Here is a 17,899-nt window from a genome sequence, read left to right as displayed (position 1 = left end):
TATGAATTTCTCCGCTTGGTCAATTAAAAATCCAATTCCTGGCATTTTACTTTTCATTATGCTCGGACTAGCGGGTTTAATGTGTTTTCATTGGATGAAAATACAACAATTCCCTGATATTGAGTTGCCGATGGTCACTGTTACGGCGGCTTTACCTGGTGCTGCTCCACCTCAACTTGAAACAGAAGTGGCACGTAAAATTGAAAATTCAATTGCTACTCTACAAGGGCTTAAAAATCAATATACCAATATTCAAGATGGTGTGGTGGTCATTACAGCCGAGTTTCAACTAGAAAAACCGTTGCAAGAAGCTGTCGATGATGTCCGTAATGCAGTGTCACAAGTACGTTCAGATTTACCAGCGGATTTACGTGACCCCATTGTCAGTAAAATCAATTTATCTGGCTCACCGATCCTGACCTATACCATTCAATCTCCTCGAATGGATGAAGAAACACTGTCTTGGTTTGTCGATTACGACATTGCCCGTGCCATGTTAAAAGTCAAAGGGGTTGGCGCTGTTTCTCGGGTTGGAGGTGTTACCCGTCAAGTTGAAGTTGAACTCGACCCTGAAAAACTTTTAGCACTTAACGCGACAGCAACAGACATTACCCGTCAATTAAGACTGATTCAGCAAGAAGCTTCAGGTGGTCAAACCAAAATCGGAGGCAGTGAACAGTCCATTCGTACCATTGCAACCGTTAAAACAGCTGCTGAAATTGGTACTATGGATATCGCACTGAGCGATGGCAGACATATCCGTCTTGATCAGGTTGCTACTGTACGTGATGGCATTGCTGAACGACGTTCTGCAGCTTTATTAAATGGTCATCCTGTTATTGGATTCGAAATTACACGGAGTAAAGGTGCAAGTGAGGTTGAGGTTGAAACAGGCGTCAAAGTAGCGTTGGATCAATTAAAAAAAGCTCATCCAGATATCAAAATCACCGAAGCATTTAACTTTGTAAATCCTGTGGTCGATAACTATAAAGGCTCGATGTCGCTCTTGTATGAGGGTGCAATTCTCGCCATTTTAGTGGTCTGGCTGTTTTTACGGGATTGGCGAGCAACCATCATTGCCGCAACAGCACTGCCCTTGTCGATCTTACCTGCTTTGATCGGGATGTACTATCTCGGTTTCACCTTAAATACTGTCACGCTTTTAGCAATGTCATTGGTCGTCGGTATTTTAGTCGATGATGCTATTGTTGAAATTGAAAATATCATCCGGCATCTCAGGATGGGTAAAACACCCTATGAAGCCGCAATGGAAGCCGCAGATGAAATTGGTTTAGCCGTCATTGCCACAACATTTACTCTGATTGCAGTATTTTTACCGACAGCATTTATGAGTGGTATTGCAGGTAAATTCTTTGTTCAATTTGGTTGGACTGCTTCATTGGCAATTTTTGCCTCACTTTTAGTGGCGCGTTTGCTCACGCCGATGATGTCAGCGTATATTCTCAAACCGTGGATCGGTAAAATAGAAACGCCACAGGTACAAGAAAATCAAATACAACATCCCAATGATCATGGGGATCTTGAGTTAGCACATGATCGTGCAAAAGATGGTCGTGTCATGCGAGCGTATATGCGAATGGTCACATGGTGTTTAAACCACCGTTGGATCACATTGGGCAGCGCTATTTTATTTTTTGTCGGCTCAATAATGCTGATTCCACTCTTACCAACGGGTTTTGTGCCACCGCCAGATACTGGACAAACCCAAGTACGAGTAGAGTTACCACCTGGCTCTCAGTTTCCTGATAGTTTGAAAGCAGCTGAATATGCACGCAATTTAATCAAAGATCATCCTGAAATTAAAAGTGTATACACCACAATTGGTGGTGGATCTTCAGGAACCGATCCATTTGCTGGTGGCGCTTCCAGTGAACCGAGAAAAGCCACCTTAACCATTCAAGTCACCGACCGCTCAGACCGCTCTGTCAGCTTACAAAAAATTGAAAATGATATACGCCAACGCTTGGCACCACTTCCAGGCGCACGTATTCAAGTCGGTATTGCAGGTAATAACAGTCAATATCAAATTGCACTTTCAGGGGATGATCCTGATGTTCTCATCAGCACAGCACGTCAAGTCGAACGTGAGATTCGCACCATACCTAATATTGGCAGTATTACATCAAGTGCTGCACTAATTCGTCCAGAATTAGTGATTCGTCCTGATTTTGCAAAAGCAGCGGATTTAGGCGTCACCACTCAAAATATTGCTGAAACTGTTCGTATTGCCACTGCGGGTGATTTTGATCAGAACTTGGCAAAATTAAATCTGTCACAACGGCAAATTCCCATTGTGATCAAACTGCCTTTATCTGCACGCCAAGATCAAGACTTGATTAAGCGCTTGATGATTACAGGCAGTAAAGGTCCTGTGATGTTAGGGACGATTGCTCAGGTTAATATTGAAAGTGGACCTTCACAAATCGACCGCTTTAATCGATTGCGCAATATCAATTTTAATATCGAACTCAATGATCAACCTTTAGGTGATGTTGCCAATGCAGTAGATCAACTTCCAACCATTAAAAACTTGCCACCTTCAGTAAAGCGTACCAACCTTGGTGATGCGGATGTGATGCAACAGCTATTTGAGAGCTTTGGTCTCGCCATGTTGACGGGTGTACTCTGTATCTACGTGGTGTTGGTATTATTGTTTAAAGACTTCTTACAACCCATCACCATTTTGGTTGCTTTACCTTTATCTCTGGGGGGTGCATTTGTATTGCTGCTTTTGGCAAAGAGCAGTTTTTCCATGCCAAGTCTGATCGGCTTGATTATGTTGATGGGTATTGCCAGTAAGAACTCAATCTTGTTGGTGGATTATGCCATTATCGCACGGAGTGAACGACAATATTCCCGTATCAATGCACTGCTCGATGCCTGTCATAAACGTGCGCGACCTATTATTATGACGACTTTAGCCATGGGTGCAGGAATGTTGCCAATTGCATTGGGTATTGGTACTGATCCAAGCTTTAGAGCGCCAATGGCAATTTCTGTGATTGGAGGGCTGATCACCAGTACTTTCCTCTCCTTACTGGTTATTCCTGTGGTATATACCTTTATTGATGACATTCACAATATATTGTTTAGACGCAATAAAACCACTAAACCATCAGAAGCTCCACTTTCACAGTGAAGGCTAAATATTAGGAAAAACGGGTAAATCAAAAAATAATGCCGATCTAAAGCAAAATTTAGATCGGCATTTCAATCAGCTAAACAACAACATCCCAGCAAATACGGCAAAACTTAACCCCGACAAATAATATATCGCTTTTATTTTCGATTGAAACCAATGCAACGCCTTTTTTTGGCTCATCAGATGAATCAACCATAAATTCCAAAATAATACGACACAGACCATCCATAAACTCACCAAGCATAATTGCCATGTTGTATAGGGTCGATAGATCACTAAAATGATTGTGCCGTAAAATAGAATATTTTTAGGATTTAAAACACTGGAGTGAATGCCATAAAACAAAGATTTTAGTTTTTTAGGGACTTTCTGCACACTACTACTTACTTGAGTATCATGAGTAAAATCAGCATGCCATGCATATGTAAAGCAGCGATAGGATAAATAGCTTAAATAAATTATCCCACCCCATTTCACCACATCTAAAATAGCATGATGAAGTTGTCCCAGTATAAACAGTGAAATAAACACAAAGCCGATCACCATGATATTACCAACGACAATACCAAGACATACACATTTTGCCGCGTGTCGCCCTTCTCTAAATAAAGTGGTTAAAATCAGAAAAAAATCAGGTCCGGGAGAAAGTAAAGCAATAAAATGTGTGACTGCAACAATTAAAAACAGGTCCATTAGCCGATTCCAAAAAATATTTAAATCAGCTTAGATATTTTTGGACCCGCTAATCTTGTAAAAAATTGCGCAATTATGCACTCAAAAATTGGGTCTGAAACTGTTTAGGTGTTATACCTGTATGGGATTTAAAGACATGGTGAAAATGGCTTTGATCGTTAAAGCCCAAGGCATGTGCAGTCTGAACGATTGTTTGACCCGACTTTAAAAGATGTCTGGCAGTATTTATTTTCTGATTAAGTTGGTAAGCATGTGGTGTAAGACCAAAATTATTTTTAAATAAGCGAATAATCGCATAACGGCTAATTCCCACAGCTTGACTTAATTCATCCAAAGAAAGAATGTGCTGACTTCGTTCAATTAAAGCAATCATTCTACTCAAATACTTTTGAAAATAATCGGATTGCTTTAAAAGATCCAACTCAAAATGTGACAGTAAAATTTCAGACAAGACTTCAACTAACTTTTGTTGCTTGAATGAAATGGATGAAGATGAATCAAACAATACCTCATTGAGTTGAGTGAACGACTGATAGGCATCTGAATGATGGATAATCTGAGGTTTTAATACCGGAACATGCTGAGGATAAAGTTGCTCAATATCCTCAACCAATTCTGAAAAGAGTTGAACAACCCAATGTGCATCCAAATGCATCATTTGATAACTCCAAACCTCATTTTCCAGTGGGTTACAGGAGTGCTCAATTTCTGCAGGAATAATGACCAAGCTACCTGCTTGTATTTGTTGATCCTGAGCAAAGTAACTGCTAAATCGACTGATACCACAATCCACAGCACCAATTGAAAATGTCGGATGACTATGGGATTTATAACAAATTCGACTCTGACATGCCCTACGTGTTTCAACATAGGGCATTTGTGGATCACTCCAAAATTCAACAGTTGTATCTGAGTACTTCATCTTAGCAATTTGACTGAGATACAGATGTTTGATTATTCAGCCAAGGCTTTTTCAATGTCTTGCTCAATATCTTCAGGTTTGGTTGTAGGCGCGTAACGGTTGATCACTTCTCCTTTTTTGTTGATCAAGAATTTCGTAAAATTCCATTTAATGCCATTCCCCAAAATACCTTTACTGTTATTGGTTAAATAACGGAAAATCACATGTGCTTCTGGTCCTTTGACATTGACTTTGGCAAACATAGGAAATGAAACACCGTAGTTACGCTGGCAGTAGCTGCCAATTTGTTCATTGGTACCCGGATCTTGTCCACCAAATTGGTTGCAAGGAAACCCTAGAACCTCAAGTCCTTGATCTTTATATTTTTCATAAAGTTTTTCTAATCCTGCAAACTGTGGAGTGAAACCACATTTACTCGCAGTATTGACAATCAATAAAACTTTTCCTTGGTAATCTGAAAAAGATTTATTTTCACCCTCTAACAACTCAGCCTCGAACTGATAAATGTTGGTCATGGATACGTTTCCTCGTCGCCTTTTTCTTGTGATTTTAGTTCTAAAGAAGCGGAATTCACGCAATAGCGTAAGCCCGTCGGTTGTGGTCCATCTTCAAACACATGTCCCAAATGTGCGTCGCAATGATGGCATATAATTTCGACACGATCCATCCCATGAGAGTGATCATCTTGTTCTTCTATAACACTATTATTAATCGGTTTAAAAAAACTCGGCCATCCGCAACCACTGTCATATTTTGTGTCAGAGGTGAATAATTCTGTACCACAGCATCGACAAACATAGGTTCCATGCTGTTTAGTATTCCAATATTTACCTGTAAAAGGAGCCTCTGTGCCCTTTTGTCGGGTAATTTTAAATTCCTCTGGTGATAACTCTCTTTGCCATTCTCGGTCTGTTTTATTGAGTTTTCCCATCATTAAACTCCTTTAAATCTTTGACATTCAATGTCATGCTTCAGTACTTCCATATTTACGCTAGAGCTTGGAAAATTTCTAGCTAAATTTCAACATAGATTGTGATATTTCAGTAATCTATATTTTTAACTCAAAATAATTGGATAAGATTATGTCCGTTTTAGGTAACACAACCCCACGCGAAATCAAAAAATCGTCAAAGTTAGAGCATGTTTGCTACGACATTCGTGGACCAGTGTTACGAGCGGCCAATGAGATGGAAGAAGCCGGTCATAAAATTATTAAGCTCAATATTGGGAATCCCGCCCCGTTTGGCTTTGAAGCCCCTCAAGAAATTATCAATGATGTGGCTTTAAATTTACCGAATGCAGTCGGCTATACAGATTCCAAAGGTATTTTCCCGGCACGTAAGGCAATTTGTCAGTATTACCAGCAAAAAGGAATTTTGGATTTACATGTCAAAGATGTGTATATCGGAAATGGCGTATCTGAACTGATTGTTATGGCAATGCAAGGCTTATTGGATGATGGCGACGAAATGCTGGTTCCTATGCCTGATTATCCATTATGGACTGCTGCGGTAAATCTTTCGGGCGGTACTGCAATTCATTATAAGTGTGATGATCAAAACTATTGGTACCCAGACATTGCCGACATGGAAAGTAAAATCACACCAAATACTCGTGGTATTGTGGTCATTAACCCTAATAATCCAACAGGCTCGGTGTATCCACGTCATGTTTTAGAACAGATTGTTGCACTGGCTAAAAAATATGATCTGATTTTATTTGCAGACGAGATTTACGACAAAATCGTCTATGACGGTATCGAACACGTTTCTGTAGCTGCACTTGCAGGTAATCAGTTATGTATTTCTTTCAATGGTCTGTCTAAAGCATACCGTATCGCAGGTTACCGTTCAGGTTGGATGGCGATTACCGGTGATAAATCACGTGCTGCAGATTATATTGAAGGTTTAGACATGCTTGCGTCAATGCGTTTGTGTGCCAACCATCAAGCACAATATGCGATTCAAACAGCGTTAGGAGGTTATCAGTCGATTAATGACTTGATTCGTCCAGGTGGTCGTTTGTACGAACAACGTAATATCGCATGGGAAATGTTGAACGACATTCCAGGGGTATCTTGTGTTAAACCTGAAGGCGCAATGTACTGCTTCCCTAAACTTGATCCAGAAATTTATCCTATCGAAGATGATGAAAAATTCATGTTAGATTTCTTAAAAGCTGAAAAAGTTTTATTGGTACAAGGCACAGGTTTTAACTGGCCTACGCCTGATCATTTCCGCGTAGTTTTCCTCCCAGCTGAAAATGAGCTTCGTGAAGCAATGAACCGTTTAAGCCGTTTCTTGGCAAAAATGCGTTAATTTTCACCGATCCCAAGCATACCGAAAGGCATTCATTTTTGAATGCCTTTTTTACTTCTCAACCTTCAGTATGCCCTCAAACAACACTATTGACGGTATATTGCACAATATATTCATCGAATGCTGAAAAATCATCCTGATCGTGACTTTATCTCATTTTAAGAGTATGTAACTATAAATTTGAATGATTATTTAGAAACTTGCATTTTTAAATAAGTATGGGCAACACTCCAGTATTTATATAGATTTAAAACTGGCATAAAAAATGCTTAAGACCAGAACAAAGACTGAAAAGGAAGACTTATGAAAAAGACGGTTACTGCGCTTGCGCTTGCAATTGGCATGATTTTGCCCTTTAGTAGCTATGCAAAAAACAATGTCGTTGTTGTTGCAACAGGTGGAACAATCGCTGGAGCAGGTGCAAGCTCGACCAACAGTGCAACCTATACTGCGGCAAAGGTTCCTGTGGATGATTTACTCAATGCTGTTCCACAGATCCAAAACCTTGCCAATGTGACTGGTGTACAAGCTTTGCAGGTCGCTTCTGAAAGTATAACCGACAAAGAGCTGTTAACTATTGCGCGTAAAGTCAATGAATTGGTTAAAAAACCTGATGTGAATGGTGTGGTCATTACACATGGTACAGATACATTAGAAGAAACAGCTTATTTTCTTAGTCTCACAGTTCATACAGATAAGCCGATTGTCGTGGTTGGCTCTATGCGTCCACCTTCAGCACTTTCTGCTGATGGACCTTTGAACCTTTATAGTGCTGTCGCATTGGCTGCTTCAGACACTGCCAAAGGAAAAGGCGTCTTTGTGCTGATGAATGATGATATTTTTGCAGCACGCGATGTCACTAAAGCCATCAATATCCATACTGATGCATTTGCAAGCCAATGGGGTGCTTTAGGCACACTGGTTGAAGGAAAGCCATATTGGTTCAGAAATGTTGCTAAGCGTTTTAACAATAGTTCTGAATTTAATATTGAAAGTATTCAAGGTGATACACTCCCACTTGTACAGATCGTTTATGGTTCTGGCAATATGCTTCCAGACGCATATTTGGCTTATGCAAAAGCTGGCGCTAAAGCAATTATTCATGCGGGAACAGGAAATGGTTCTGTTGCGAATTATATTGTGCCGACATTGAATCAACTTCAACAACAAGGCGTGCAAATCATTCGTTCTTCACGTGTTCCACAAGGCTTTATCTTGCGTAATGCTGAGCAACCAGATGATAAATACGGTTGGGTTGTAGCACATGATTTAAACCCACAAAAAGCCAAACTTCTAGCGGCATTAGCACTCACAAAAACCAAAGATCCTAAAGAAATCCAGCGTATGTTCTGGGAATATTAATGCTTTAGGGTAAATACTTGCCACATATTGAACTGTATCGATAATATGTGGCATTTTTTATGATGGTCGTTAAAAATAAATATTGAGCAAAAACCACAACATCATTTTGGTGCAAATAATGAAAATACAGCTGATAACACTTCTCATACTTTCAGGTTGTTGCCTTTCTAGCGCTTCTGCCAATGTCCCTTTTAAAAAAGTATCTGAGTGTGATAGTGATTATTTTAATGGCGATTATTGCGCTAAAGCCAATATCGCAAAATATAAAACAGCACTTAAAAACATGAAGGCTAATTTTGATAAAAAATATATCCTATTAAATACTGGAACTTCTGACTCATTAGAAATGATTGCATTAGATACCCAAACTGGTATTGCCTACCCACTCAATTATCAATTTACGGGTTGGGAAGATAACCAAGGCAATGTTAAAAAGAAACCATCCTATACATTTTCCTTAAATGATCCAAAATTATGTTTGATGGGCTCGCAGTTTGATGGTGATCATCCTGGTACGCATGAAACCTATAGTAATATTCGAAACTGTTTTAGCATCAAAAAAGAACGCTCATTTACATCTTTTGATTCTACCTATACCGACAAAGTTCAATATCAATATGATGATAAAAAAAAGACATGGATTCCTTATCCAGATTAATCCGCTCTGCTGAGTAATTTAACACGCGCTATACGTTGCTTTGTCCAATTCATACAATTCGCCAAGATCAAGTATTTCTATTACAAGTTCTTGGCTTTTTTGACTCAATCGCTCCACATTATATGTTCCTAATTAAGCGTTAGTTTTGATTAATTTGGTTTTTATCAACTTTTTATATTGTCTTTGTTCTTTTTTGCTTTTGTTGTCATTTTAAATTGTCAGACAAAATAAATCCGTGATGTCCTGTAAAGCATAGAACTTGTCCTAAACTCCAATTCTGAGCCTATGTTATTCCTCCTAGGATAAAAAATGACAGAATTTTAGTGAAATACAATGAACAAAATACTCCCTAAATTTTCATTTTTGAGCAAGTTTTCTGGAAGGAGTTTACTTTTAGGACAAGCTTTGCTTGATCAAGCTGTTAAATATTCAACTTTGCCATTTTCAGCTGCAGACATCATTCACCCACGAGTGGATGATAAATTTTATTCGTGGACGCATTATGGAATTTTCTTTCCGCTATTGCCTGAGCCACATCGCTACTTAAATATTATGATTTTTATTGGTACTCCAGGTGTCTTGGCTTTTGATCATGACACAATTACCCACGGAGATCCTCGACAATCTGCTACATTCTTTTCCAGTACCGCAGCCTTAGAAGATCATTTACTCAAAGCCTATATGATTCCACAAGAAACACATATTTCGGATTCAGATCATCTGATAACGTTAGGTGAAGAAGTCTCAATTTCTGGTCAATTGCCTTACATTCATTTGAAAGGACATTATTGTGGATTAGATTTTGAATTTGATTTAAATGTTTCCGATCATGCATCATGGTTTGTAAAATCACCGATTTATGATCATTTTAGTCTGTTAAGCCACTTTAAAGGAAAATTAGAATATCAAGGTGAATATACGCTTGCCGAAGGCTTATGTACGTATGAATATGCACGTGCAGTTGGTCCCTATAACCTTTCAAAGGCATTACTTGAGGAGCACAATAAAATTCCTTTAACATTCTTTACCTACCAAATCATTAATTTGGATAGTGCAACGCAATTATTGTTGACCAAAGTTGATGTGCTTGGAAAACCTGCTGCGTACACCTTACATATACGACATACTAATCGTCCTGCGGAAGTCTATACACAAGTAGAATTCAAAGTAATCGCACATGATGTTGATGATTATGTTGCACCAGACGGACATAAAATGCGTTTACCACGTTTATTTAGTTGGACAGTTCATAATGATACCCATGAACTTATATTAGATATTACCGCTGAAATTGATAGCCCTTATCGCTATGGGCATGGTCGTGGTTATGCCAGTGCCTATAATTTTGCAGGGCAATATTTAGAAACTGCGGTTGAAGGACGTGGCTATATTGAATATGTTGATATGGTCGACCAAAACAGTTTTAATGATTGATCTATTAACTTTATATAACCTGAGTTCGATAAAAATCCTTGATGAAAGATGATACAGTCAAACTGCCTGATTATTCATATAAGTGATTTAGATGCTTCATTTATTTTGTACTTTTTGAATCATTGATGTTGTTGCTATCGTGAGGCGACATGGATGTCGCCATGTTGAGCGGGGGTAAAGGATGTACCCTTCGCTCAACGAAAGATTTTTGTCACTTTTCATCTCTGAAAAGTGAGGCATCGCCTACGCAAAAGAATTTAAACTTTAGAAGTAAAGCGTGGCAGTGCAAGCTTTAGATCATCAAACAATCTATTGATCGCTTTCATTTTATTGATCAAGAGAAATGAAACGCTATTGATGGTTGCGCTTACGGAGCTCCGCTCCTCATCCTTAAATTGGATGAAAATCCAGCAAATATCTGCATAGATTTATTATTTTTCAATGAGTTGAATATTTAATTGCATCGAACTCATGTTATATATTAAGTCTCAATGCTCAAAACAACAGCAATATTGTCACCATAAAAAAGAGGCTTCTGCCTCTTTTCATTAGATCAAATCATTCAATTTAATTAAGCAGGTTGTGTTAATTCTGTCATTGGCCACCGCGGCGTTGTGGTCACAGCTAATCCATCCTGCTGCCCCGCTTTTAGACGCTGATAACCAGCAAATGCAATCATTGCACCATTATCGGTACATAAAGCAGGTTCAGCATAATAAACTGTTGCTTTAATTTTAGCTAAGTCTAACTCTAAACGTTCTCTTAATCGTTTATTTGCACTTACTCCACCTGCGATCACTAAACTTTTTAGACCCGTTTGTTTTAGTGCTTTTACTGATTTCTTTACTAAAGTATCCACCAAAGCTTCTTGGAATGAAGCTGCAATGTCAGCATGATAGTTTTCAGTATTGGCATGTTCAGTTTCAAGTTTTTTCAGTTGTACTGAAACCGCAGTTTTTAAACCACTAAATGAAAAATCCAAGCCTTGATGCAACATAGGACGCGGAAATTCAAATACTTCTTTACTGCCTTGTTCAGCTAATTTTGAAATATTTGGTCCGCCGGGATAAGGTAATTTCAACATTTTCGCAACTTTATCAAATGCCTCACCTGCAGCGTCGTCAATCGACTCACCTAGAATTTCATACTGACCTATTCCATGCGCAGCCATCAATTGGGTGTGTCCACCTGAGACCAATAAAGCAACAAATGGAAATTTTGGAGGAGTTTCTGATAATAATGGTGCCAACATATGTCCTTCCATATGATGCACACCAATCGCTGGTTTATTTAAAGCAAAAGCCAAAGTTCGACCAAACAAAGCGCCTGTCATCAATGCACCCATTAAGCCTGGTCCACGTGTATATGCTACTGCATCAATTTCAGACTTGTTAACACCACTCTGCTCAAGCAATTGATTAATCAAAGGAATTAGCTTTCTTACATGATCTCGTGAGGCTAACTCTGGAACCACACCACCATACTCTGCATGCAATTTAATTTGACTATATAGCACTTGTCCTCTTAAGCCGACTTCACTGTCATAAAGTGCCAAACCTGTTTCATCACACGAAGTTTCTAAGCCAAGAACGATCATTAAATTGCCTTTTACCTATTTCAAAATATTGCCAAAGCTATTATAGACTTGTGATATGAGATGTAAATGAGTAAAATACTGACCTTCACTTGTGATCTAGGGTAATTCGACCCTGATCTTATCCATAACTTAATGAGGATTCTTCATGCCACAAGTTAAATTGAAAGAAGGCGAACCAGTTGACGTAGCTATTCGTCGTTTCAAACGTTCATGCGAAAAAGCGGGTGTTTTAGCTGACGTTCGTAAACGTGAATTCTACGAGAAACCAACTCAAGAACGTAAACGTAAAAAAGCTGCTGCTGTTAAACGCTACCAAAAGAAATTGGCGCGTGAATCAGTACGTACAACTCGCCTTTACTAAGATTAATTTGTGATTGATTGACTCAACCTGGACAACATAATGACGACTTTAAAAAACCAAATAACTGATGTTTTGAAAGCAACAATGCGTGCTAAAGAAATCGATAAGTTAACGGTAATACGTGGTCTACAGGCAGCAATCAAGCAAATCGAAGTCGATGAGCGCATAGAGCTTGACGATAATCAAGTTCTTGCGGTCATTGAAAAGCAAATCAAACAACGTAAAGAATCGGTCAAAGCCTTTGAAGGCGCAGGCCGTGAAGATTTAGCTAGTAAAGAACAAGCCGAAATTGAAGTTTTATCTCAATTTCTACCTGAAGCTATGTCAGAGGACGAGCTTGATTCTCTCATTGCGCAAACAATCGAAGCGCAAGGTGCAACTAGCATGAAAGATATGGGTAAGGTGATGAATTCTCTACGTCCGATCATAGCCGGACGTGCCGATCCTGCACAAGTTTCTGCCAAAATTAAAGCAAAACTTGGCTAAGCCCCAGTCATTAATCTACATTTCTGTTTGATTTGGTCTATTTAATCCATTTATTTTGCAATGAAATAATACACCGTTAAATAGTCCAAACAATCATATCAAAAAGCATTTCAATTCTACATTTAATCTGATAATGACAAATGTCTCTCAAACTACCATCAACTGAATCTTTACAGATTGATATTCAAGATTTTCATTAAAAAACCGTCCTTTTCAGACAACTTTCGTGCCAGTACATTTTCAACATCAGCGTTTAAAACAACAAAGTTCCATTTAGAAAATAAGGTATAGATAAATAACTTTGATGCTTAAGTTATATCGCCTTTTTGCTTGAATTTTGCATTTCCCCCAAAAACTAATCGATACAGTATTGAGCTGCCCATCAATATTGTGATTATCCATAACACCTGAAAACCCATTTGAAGTATTTAAACAAATAATTAAATACAAAGTTTTCTTGGTTTTACAATGCGATCAAACGTGATTGACAAAAGCCATTAACACCTACAAATTTGGTTCATCCAATGCCTATGCAAGGTTTTCAAGAAACTCCTCAACACAGTTAGCGTATCTTGTATTGTAGAAAATAAACCATGTGCATCAGAGGGTTGAATAATTTTTAGAGCATGTTTGATTATTTTCAATTTTAAATTGTATCATATCCATAACTCAATGTTCCCTAGATACCCTCTGATCAAGGCAAAGACTATTTCAAATCACATTGAATATTATATTTATGAAGTAACTGCATTTCAGGAGAAGACATTACTTTATCAATCACATTTTGCTTAGTCATCGACTGAACTGACAAAGGTAAATACTGGCGACTTTCATCAGTTGTTTTATACATATCATTCACATATTTCTGAACAATTGAACAAAATTGTGCTTTTTGTTGTTCATTAAATTGAGTCAATTTAGGGTCTAAACTACGCAAAAAAAACTTCATATCAGCATTATATTGAGCAGAAATACGCTCTACTTCACGAACATATTGTTCTGGCACCGCAGCAAATAAACTATGTGTAAATAGTAAAATGCTTAAAAAAATTAGAATTTTCTTCATGTGAATCAAATACTTTATTATACATTCTCAGTCTTTTAAGATTAACCTGTTCATAGCAGAATAGAAAGTAAATTTTCTTTAATCTGTTTATTTAAAACAAAGAATACGATTAAATTTTCATTTTTCGTTCGTCTTGCATTACTTTAAGCCTTGTTTCGATTCGCGCGCTCATTGCATTATTTTCTTTAGCAAGACGCTTGGCATGTAAAAGTGATTTAATGGCATTTTCTTCATCACCTGTCCAATACTGAGCTTCCGCTCTATTTCTTAGAACATTTACAGTACGCATCGGATTTTGTTTGTCTAAATTCGCAGCCTGTTGCAACAATTGCCAACCAATAATATCTTTATTGTTTTTACTGACAAATCGATTAACCAATTGTTCAGCTTCTTTCGGCTTATTTTGTCTTAAATACACTTCAGCCAATTTATAGCTTAATGCCCGATTTTCAGGCGTAATGCGCTGTTTTGTGATAATGGTTTGGTAAGCATCATCGATTTTGTTTCTACCCAAAAAAATATTGGTTTGAATTAGGCTCACCAAAGTATGATCTGGATTGATTTGTTTAGCTAAATTAAGCTGAGATTGAGCATTGTCATAATCTCCTTGGAGTAAATAAAACTCACTTAATGCCAACAAACCGGGAAAATTATTTTTTCGCGCAAAAGCCATTAACTGACGATCATTGGCTTGCCCTGAAACCACCAAAGTATACCATTTGATGATATCAAATTCTTGCTGTGAGCTATGTGTGGTAACTTTTGGAAATTGATTTGCTCTTAACCTCGCCTCACTCATCCGCTCTGTTGTTAGCGGGTGCGTAAGCCAAAAATCAGGTAAAAAACTAAGCTGACTGGTTGCTCGATGCATAATTTCAAAGAAGTCAGCCATACTTTCTGGATCATAACCCGCACCATACATAAATTGCATACCGATACGATCAGCTTCGCGCTCTTGGTTACGGCTATAACTCAGTTGTTTGTCCATGAGAGCAGCTTGTGTACCCATCATCACAGCACCGCCAACATCACCATCTGCCTTGGAAGCCAATGCAGCACCGACAATAATACCTGCGAGTGCCAATAAGCCTTGCCCTTTAAATGCTTCTTGCGAGCGACTGTAATGACGCTGGGTAACATGTGCGATTTCATGCCCCATCACACTGGCAACTTCATCGATATTGTTTGATGCTGTGACCATCCCTGTATTGAGCGCAAATAAACCACCTGGAACAGCAAAAGCATTAATTTGTGAATCCTTGATGAGCACCAAGCCGACAGGTTGTCCAAGTTGGGTCTGGCTTAGGATTCTGGAGAAAACCATCATAAACTGGTCTTCTAACCATGGGTCATGGAGTACAGGCATCTGCTGTTGAACTTGACGATAGACTTTTTCACCAATGGTTTTTTCTTTTTGTTGATCAATAAACCCTACCCCACCACCAATTTCAGGAACATCAAATTGTCCCCCATTTTGATGCTGGGTAAATGTCGCTGCTGAGCTGATTGAAATGCTCAAACATAAACATAAGCTGAGTAAGGTCTTGTTCAATAGATCGGCTCAATAATCTTTGTGTTTTCAATATAACATTGAATTTAGAACAAATTTGCAATGAAGTGTTATATTGTTTTAACTTTACTTTACATCTTAATTAAAGTGTTGATTCACCAAATATCTTGGCATATGACCTGCTAACGCATCAATCAAATTTTGATAAGCCAATTCCGCCATTTTTTTACGGGTTTCTGCAGTTGCTGAACCAATATGTGGCAATGTCACCACATTTTCGAGCTGAAATAGTGGTGATTCAGCCAAAGGTTCTTTTTGATAAACATCCAATCCTGCAGCAAAAATCTGTTGATTGGTCAAAGCGTCGATCAGTGCTTGTTCATCAACCACAGATCCCCGAGAAATATTGATAAATATCGCATGCTTCTGCATAAGTTTTAGTTCAGCTGCACCGATTAGCGCTTGAGATTGCTGATTTAAATCCACTGCAGTCACTACAAAATCAGATTGCTCAAGTAAATCTTCAAGACTTTTGTACTGTGCATTGAACTGCTGAGCGACTTCTATTTTCTCACGGCGGTTATGATATAAAATATTCATATTAAAACCGTAAAAACCTCGACGGGCAATGGCGGCACCAATATGACCTAAGCCAATGATCCCTAGAGTCTTACCAAAAATGTCTTGACCAAATTGAGCTGGACTGATGGTACGTTTCCATTCACCTTGCTTGGTCCAGTGGTCTAAACTTGGGACCTTTCGTGCTGCGCTCATTAATAATGTGAAAGCTAAATCTGCGGTTGTTTCTGTCAGTACATGAGGGGTATTTGCCAGCCATATTTTCTTTTGATTTAAGTAGGCAAGATCATAATTATCATAACCGACACTGACAGAAGATATAATTTTTAACTGCTGTGCCGTTGCTAAATTTGTTTCGTTCAGTAGACGACCTGCACCAATCATTGCATCAGCATCAACCACCGCAGTACGAATCTGTTGATTAATATCACCTTGTTTCGGATCTAAAACCACCACCTTAAATTGATGATTTAAACGTGACAGAATTTCTGAATCGATTTGGCTAAAAACAACAACTTTTTGTTTCATTTAGATCAAACTCCCTTCCAACACGATCATTCAATAAGTTTTCGATATTTATTTTTGCATCATTTGCCACAATCTACGCTTTAGCAGTGGTTCTTTCAGCATTTCATCTAAACTCGGCAACTCCAAAATATCCTGTTGCCCAAGATGAGTGATTTGCCCAAGACTAATTACCTTACGTTCTACGCTCAATGCATCAATAAAACCTTGAATATAAAGGTTTGCTCCTCGACCATCTTGATACTGTGGCAAGGGAAACGGCCATTTCAATTCATGAGTATGTCCGTTGACTGCACGTTGAATATTGCTCCATAAAGTCAATTGTTCAGCATTCAAGTCAGTTGTTTCAACCAATAATAGGCAATGTTCAATCGCATAGGCTTGAATTTCAAATGCAGACAACTCTAGTGCGGATTCTGTCCCAAAATGGGTATGTTGCTGAATATGTTGTGATGTTGAAACTTCTTCAGTCAGCTGTGTTTCTGGATTACGTTCAAGTAATGTGACTTCGGCAACTTGAGTCTTTTCAGCTGTTATATTCGATGGCTTTTGAGTGCGCTCAGCATCGATTTGCGTAGATAAATTTTTAGGCTCAAACGGTTGATGTATTACAGGATGTGATTGTTCAATATCTCGATATAAAGCACTTTGATAATGGCGTGTTTGTACATCGACCTTATTAATCCACAGGTCTACTCCCATCGTAGCCAAAATGCTACGTTGATGTTCTGATACAATCACATTCATTACAGATTCAATAATTTCCATACAGGCTATATTCTAGCGATGTTTGATTTTTTTGTCGCAACAATCGACACAAAATAGCGGATAAATTAGACTTCAAGAACAGAAACACTACACGTCCAGCTAAAACACTCAATCACATCCATCCACTACAGTGAAGTGACGAGAATGCCGTATTTTGCTGTCAGGTACATCCCTTGACGGATGATGTCAGTGCCATTGGCGTGATGAACTTTTAGCTCCTGAGTAACAACATCAAATTGAAAAGCATCATAACAATCTTGATGCTGACAAAGCCAATATAAGGTATCTGCAAGATGCTCATCAACAATATAGCTTTCAGCCAAGAAATCTTTAGACATAATCAAATTGAAATTAGGGAGTTGATCCTATTGTAACGCATATAACATAAATATAATCAATGGAGGAAATCAGAGACAGCGCTTCTTTGCACATGACAAGAAAATGTATGAATTGTTGG

At 38.4% G+C, this 17,899-nt stretch carries 17 protein-coding genes; 7 read left to right on the top strand and 10 right to left on the bottom strand.

Annotated features, from left to right (window positions below; translation table 11 throughout):
• The first annotated feature begins 1 nt into the window (after window position 1).
• Entirely contained in the window at window positions 2-3,160 is a 3,159-nt protein-coding gene (locus tag ACINWC743_RS18795) for an efflux RND transporter permease subunit (protein ID WP_005029386.1), read from the top strand.
• Between the two features lie 75 nt (window positions 3,161-3,235).
• Here ACINWC743_RS18795 and ACINWC743_RS18790 read toward each other — a convergent pair whose 3' ends face one another.
• The 4 genes from ACINWC743_RS18790 to msrB form a co-directional block, all read right to left on the bottom strand.
• Entirely contained in the window at window positions 3,236-3,856 is a 621-nt protein-coding gene (locus ACINWC743_RS18790) for a LysE family translocator (RefSeq protein WP_009586585.1), read from the bottom strand.
• Between the two features lie 73 nt (window positions 3,857-3,929).
• Window positions 3,930-4,778, bottom strand: coding sequence for an AraC family transcriptional regulator (locus ACINWC743_RS18785; protein ID WP_193786311.1), 849 nt, complete (start codon window positions 4,776-4,778; stop codon window positions 3,930-3,932).
• Between the two features lie 32 nt (window positions 4,779-4,810).
• Complete coding sequence (locus tag ACINWC743_RS18780) at window positions 4,811-5,293, bottom strand: glutathione peroxidase (RefSeq protein WP_004831079.1); 483 nt, start codon at window positions 5,291-5,293, stop codon at window positions 4,811-4,813.
• Window positions 5,290-5,709 carry a peptide-methionine (R)-S-oxide reductase MsrB gene (msrB, locus tag ACINWC743_RS18775; RefSeq protein ID WP_004831080.1) on the bottom strand — a complete coding sequence of 140 codons (420 nt, stop codon included), beginning with the start codon at window positions 5,707-5,709 and terminating at the stop codon, window positions 5,290-5,292. The genes ACINWC743_RS18780 and msrB overlap by 4 nt, the downstream gene beginning before the upstream one ends.
• 151 nt (window positions 5,710-5,860) lie before the next feature.
• Here msrB and ACINWC743_RS18770 point away from each other — a divergent pair, with 151 nt between their 5' ends.
• The 4 genes from ACINWC743_RS18770 to ACINWC743_RS18755 all read left to right on the top strand — a co-directional run bounded on the left by ACINWC743_RS18770 (window position 5,861) and on the right by ACINWC743_RS18755 (window position 10,550).
• Window positions 5,861-7,096, top strand: a complete 1,236-nt coding sequence (locus ACINWC743_RS18770) for a pyridoxal phosphate-dependent aminotransferase (protein ID WP_004831081.1) — start codon at window positions 5,861-5,863, stop codon at window positions 7,094-7,096.
• 303 nt (window positions 7,097-7,399) lie between these two features.
• The gene (locus tag ACINWC743_RS18765; protein WP_009586593.1) at window positions 7,400-8,458 is read left to right on the top strand and encodes an asparaginase; all 1,059 of its coding nucleotides are present in this window, start codon (window positions 7,400-7,402) and stop codon (window positions 8,456-8,458) included.
• Window positions 8,459-8,576: 118 nt separating this feature from the next.
• Window positions 8,577-9,116: a hypothetical protein gene (locus ACINWC743_RS18760; RefSeq protein ID WP_005029394.1), complete on the top strand. Its 540-nt coding sequence runs from the start codon at window positions 8,577-8,579 to the stop codon at window positions 9,114-9,116.
• Between the two features lie 333 nt (window positions 9,117-9,449).
• Window positions 9,450-10,550 carry a DUF6670 family protein gene (locus tag ACINWC743_RS18755; RefSeq protein ID WP_009586569.1) on the top strand — a complete coding sequence of 367 codons (1,101 nt, stop codon included), beginning with the start codon at window positions 9,450-9,452 and terminating at the stop codon, window positions 10,548-10,550.
• A 571-nt stretch (window positions 10,551-11,121) separates the two neighbouring features.
• Here the strand turns inward: ACINWC743_RS18755 and tsaD are convergent.
• Window positions 11,122-12,147 (bottom strand): tRNA (adenosine(37)-N6)-threonylcarbamoyltransferase complex transferase subunit TsaD, encoded by a 1,026-nt coding sequence (gene tsaD, locus ACINWC743_RS18750; RefSeq protein ID WP_009586551.1) that lies wholly within the window; start codon window positions 12,145-12,147, stop codon window positions 11,122-11,124.
• A gap of 145 nt (window positions 12,148-12,292) precedes the next feature.
• On the opposite strand from tsaD, the gene rpsU reads away from it, so the two are divergent.
• The gene (rpsU, locus tag ACINWC743_RS18745; protein WP_001136722.1) at window positions 12,293-12,508 is read left to right on the top strand and encodes a 30S ribosomal protein S21; all 216 of its coding nucleotides are present in this window, start codon (window positions 12,293-12,295) and stop codon (window positions 12,506-12,508) included.
• A gap of 39 nt (window positions 12,509-12,547) precedes the next feature.
• Window positions 12,548-12,994, top strand: a complete 447-nt coding sequence (locus ACINWC743_RS18740; protein ID WP_009586561.1) for a GatB/YqeY domain-containing protein — start codon at window positions 12,548-12,550, stop codon at window positions 12,992-12,994.
• 706 nt (window positions 12,995-13,700) lie between these two features.
• Here ACINWC743_RS18740 and ACINWC743_RS18735 read toward each other — a convergent pair.
• From ACINWC743_RS18735 to ACINWC743_RS18715, 5 genes are all read right to left on the bottom strand, one after another.
• Complete coding sequence (locus ACINWC743_RS18735) at window positions 13,701-14,060, bottom strand: hypothetical protein (protein WP_009586582.1); 360 nt, start codon at window positions 14,058-14,060, stop codon at window positions 13,701-13,703.
• Window positions 14,061-14,169: 109 nt separating this feature from the next.
• On the bottom strand, window positions 14,170-15,612 hold the full coding sequence (locus ACINWC743_RS18730; RefSeq protein WP_009586575.1) for a M48 family metalloprotease: 1,443 nt from the start codon (window positions 15,610-15,612) through the stop codon (window positions 14,170-14,172).
• 96 nt (window positions 15,613-15,708) lie between these two features.
• Complete coding sequence (locus ACINWC743_RS18725; RefSeq protein ID WP_009586587.1) at window positions 15,709-16,677, bottom strand: 2-hydroxyacid dehydrogenase; 969 nt, start codon at window positions 16,675-16,677, stop codon at window positions 15,709-15,711.
• A 48-nt stretch (window positions 16,678-16,725) separates the two neighbouring features.
• Window positions 16,726-17,442, bottom strand: coding sequence for a hypothetical protein (locus ACINWC743_RS18720; protein WP_009586572.1), 717 nt, complete (start codon window positions 17,440-17,442; stop codon window positions 16,726-16,728).
• A 125-nt stretch (window positions 17,443-17,567) separates the two neighbouring features.
• A complete protein-coding gene (locus ACINWC743_RS18715; protein WP_004831094.1) occupies window positions 17,568-17,780 on the bottom strand; it encodes a hypothetical protein in 213 nt (70 codons plus the stop codon).
• Between the last annotated feature and the right edge of the window lie 119 nt (window positions 17,781-17,899).

This window comes from Acinetobacter sp. WC-743 (assembly GCF_000335555.1).
Lineage (GTDB): Bacteria > Pseudomonadota > Gammaproteobacteria > Pseudomonadales > Moraxellaceae > Acinetobacter > Acinetobacter bereziniae.
Note: the sequence above shows the minus strand (reverse complement) of the source record. Positions and strands in the feature narration are given on the sequence as shown.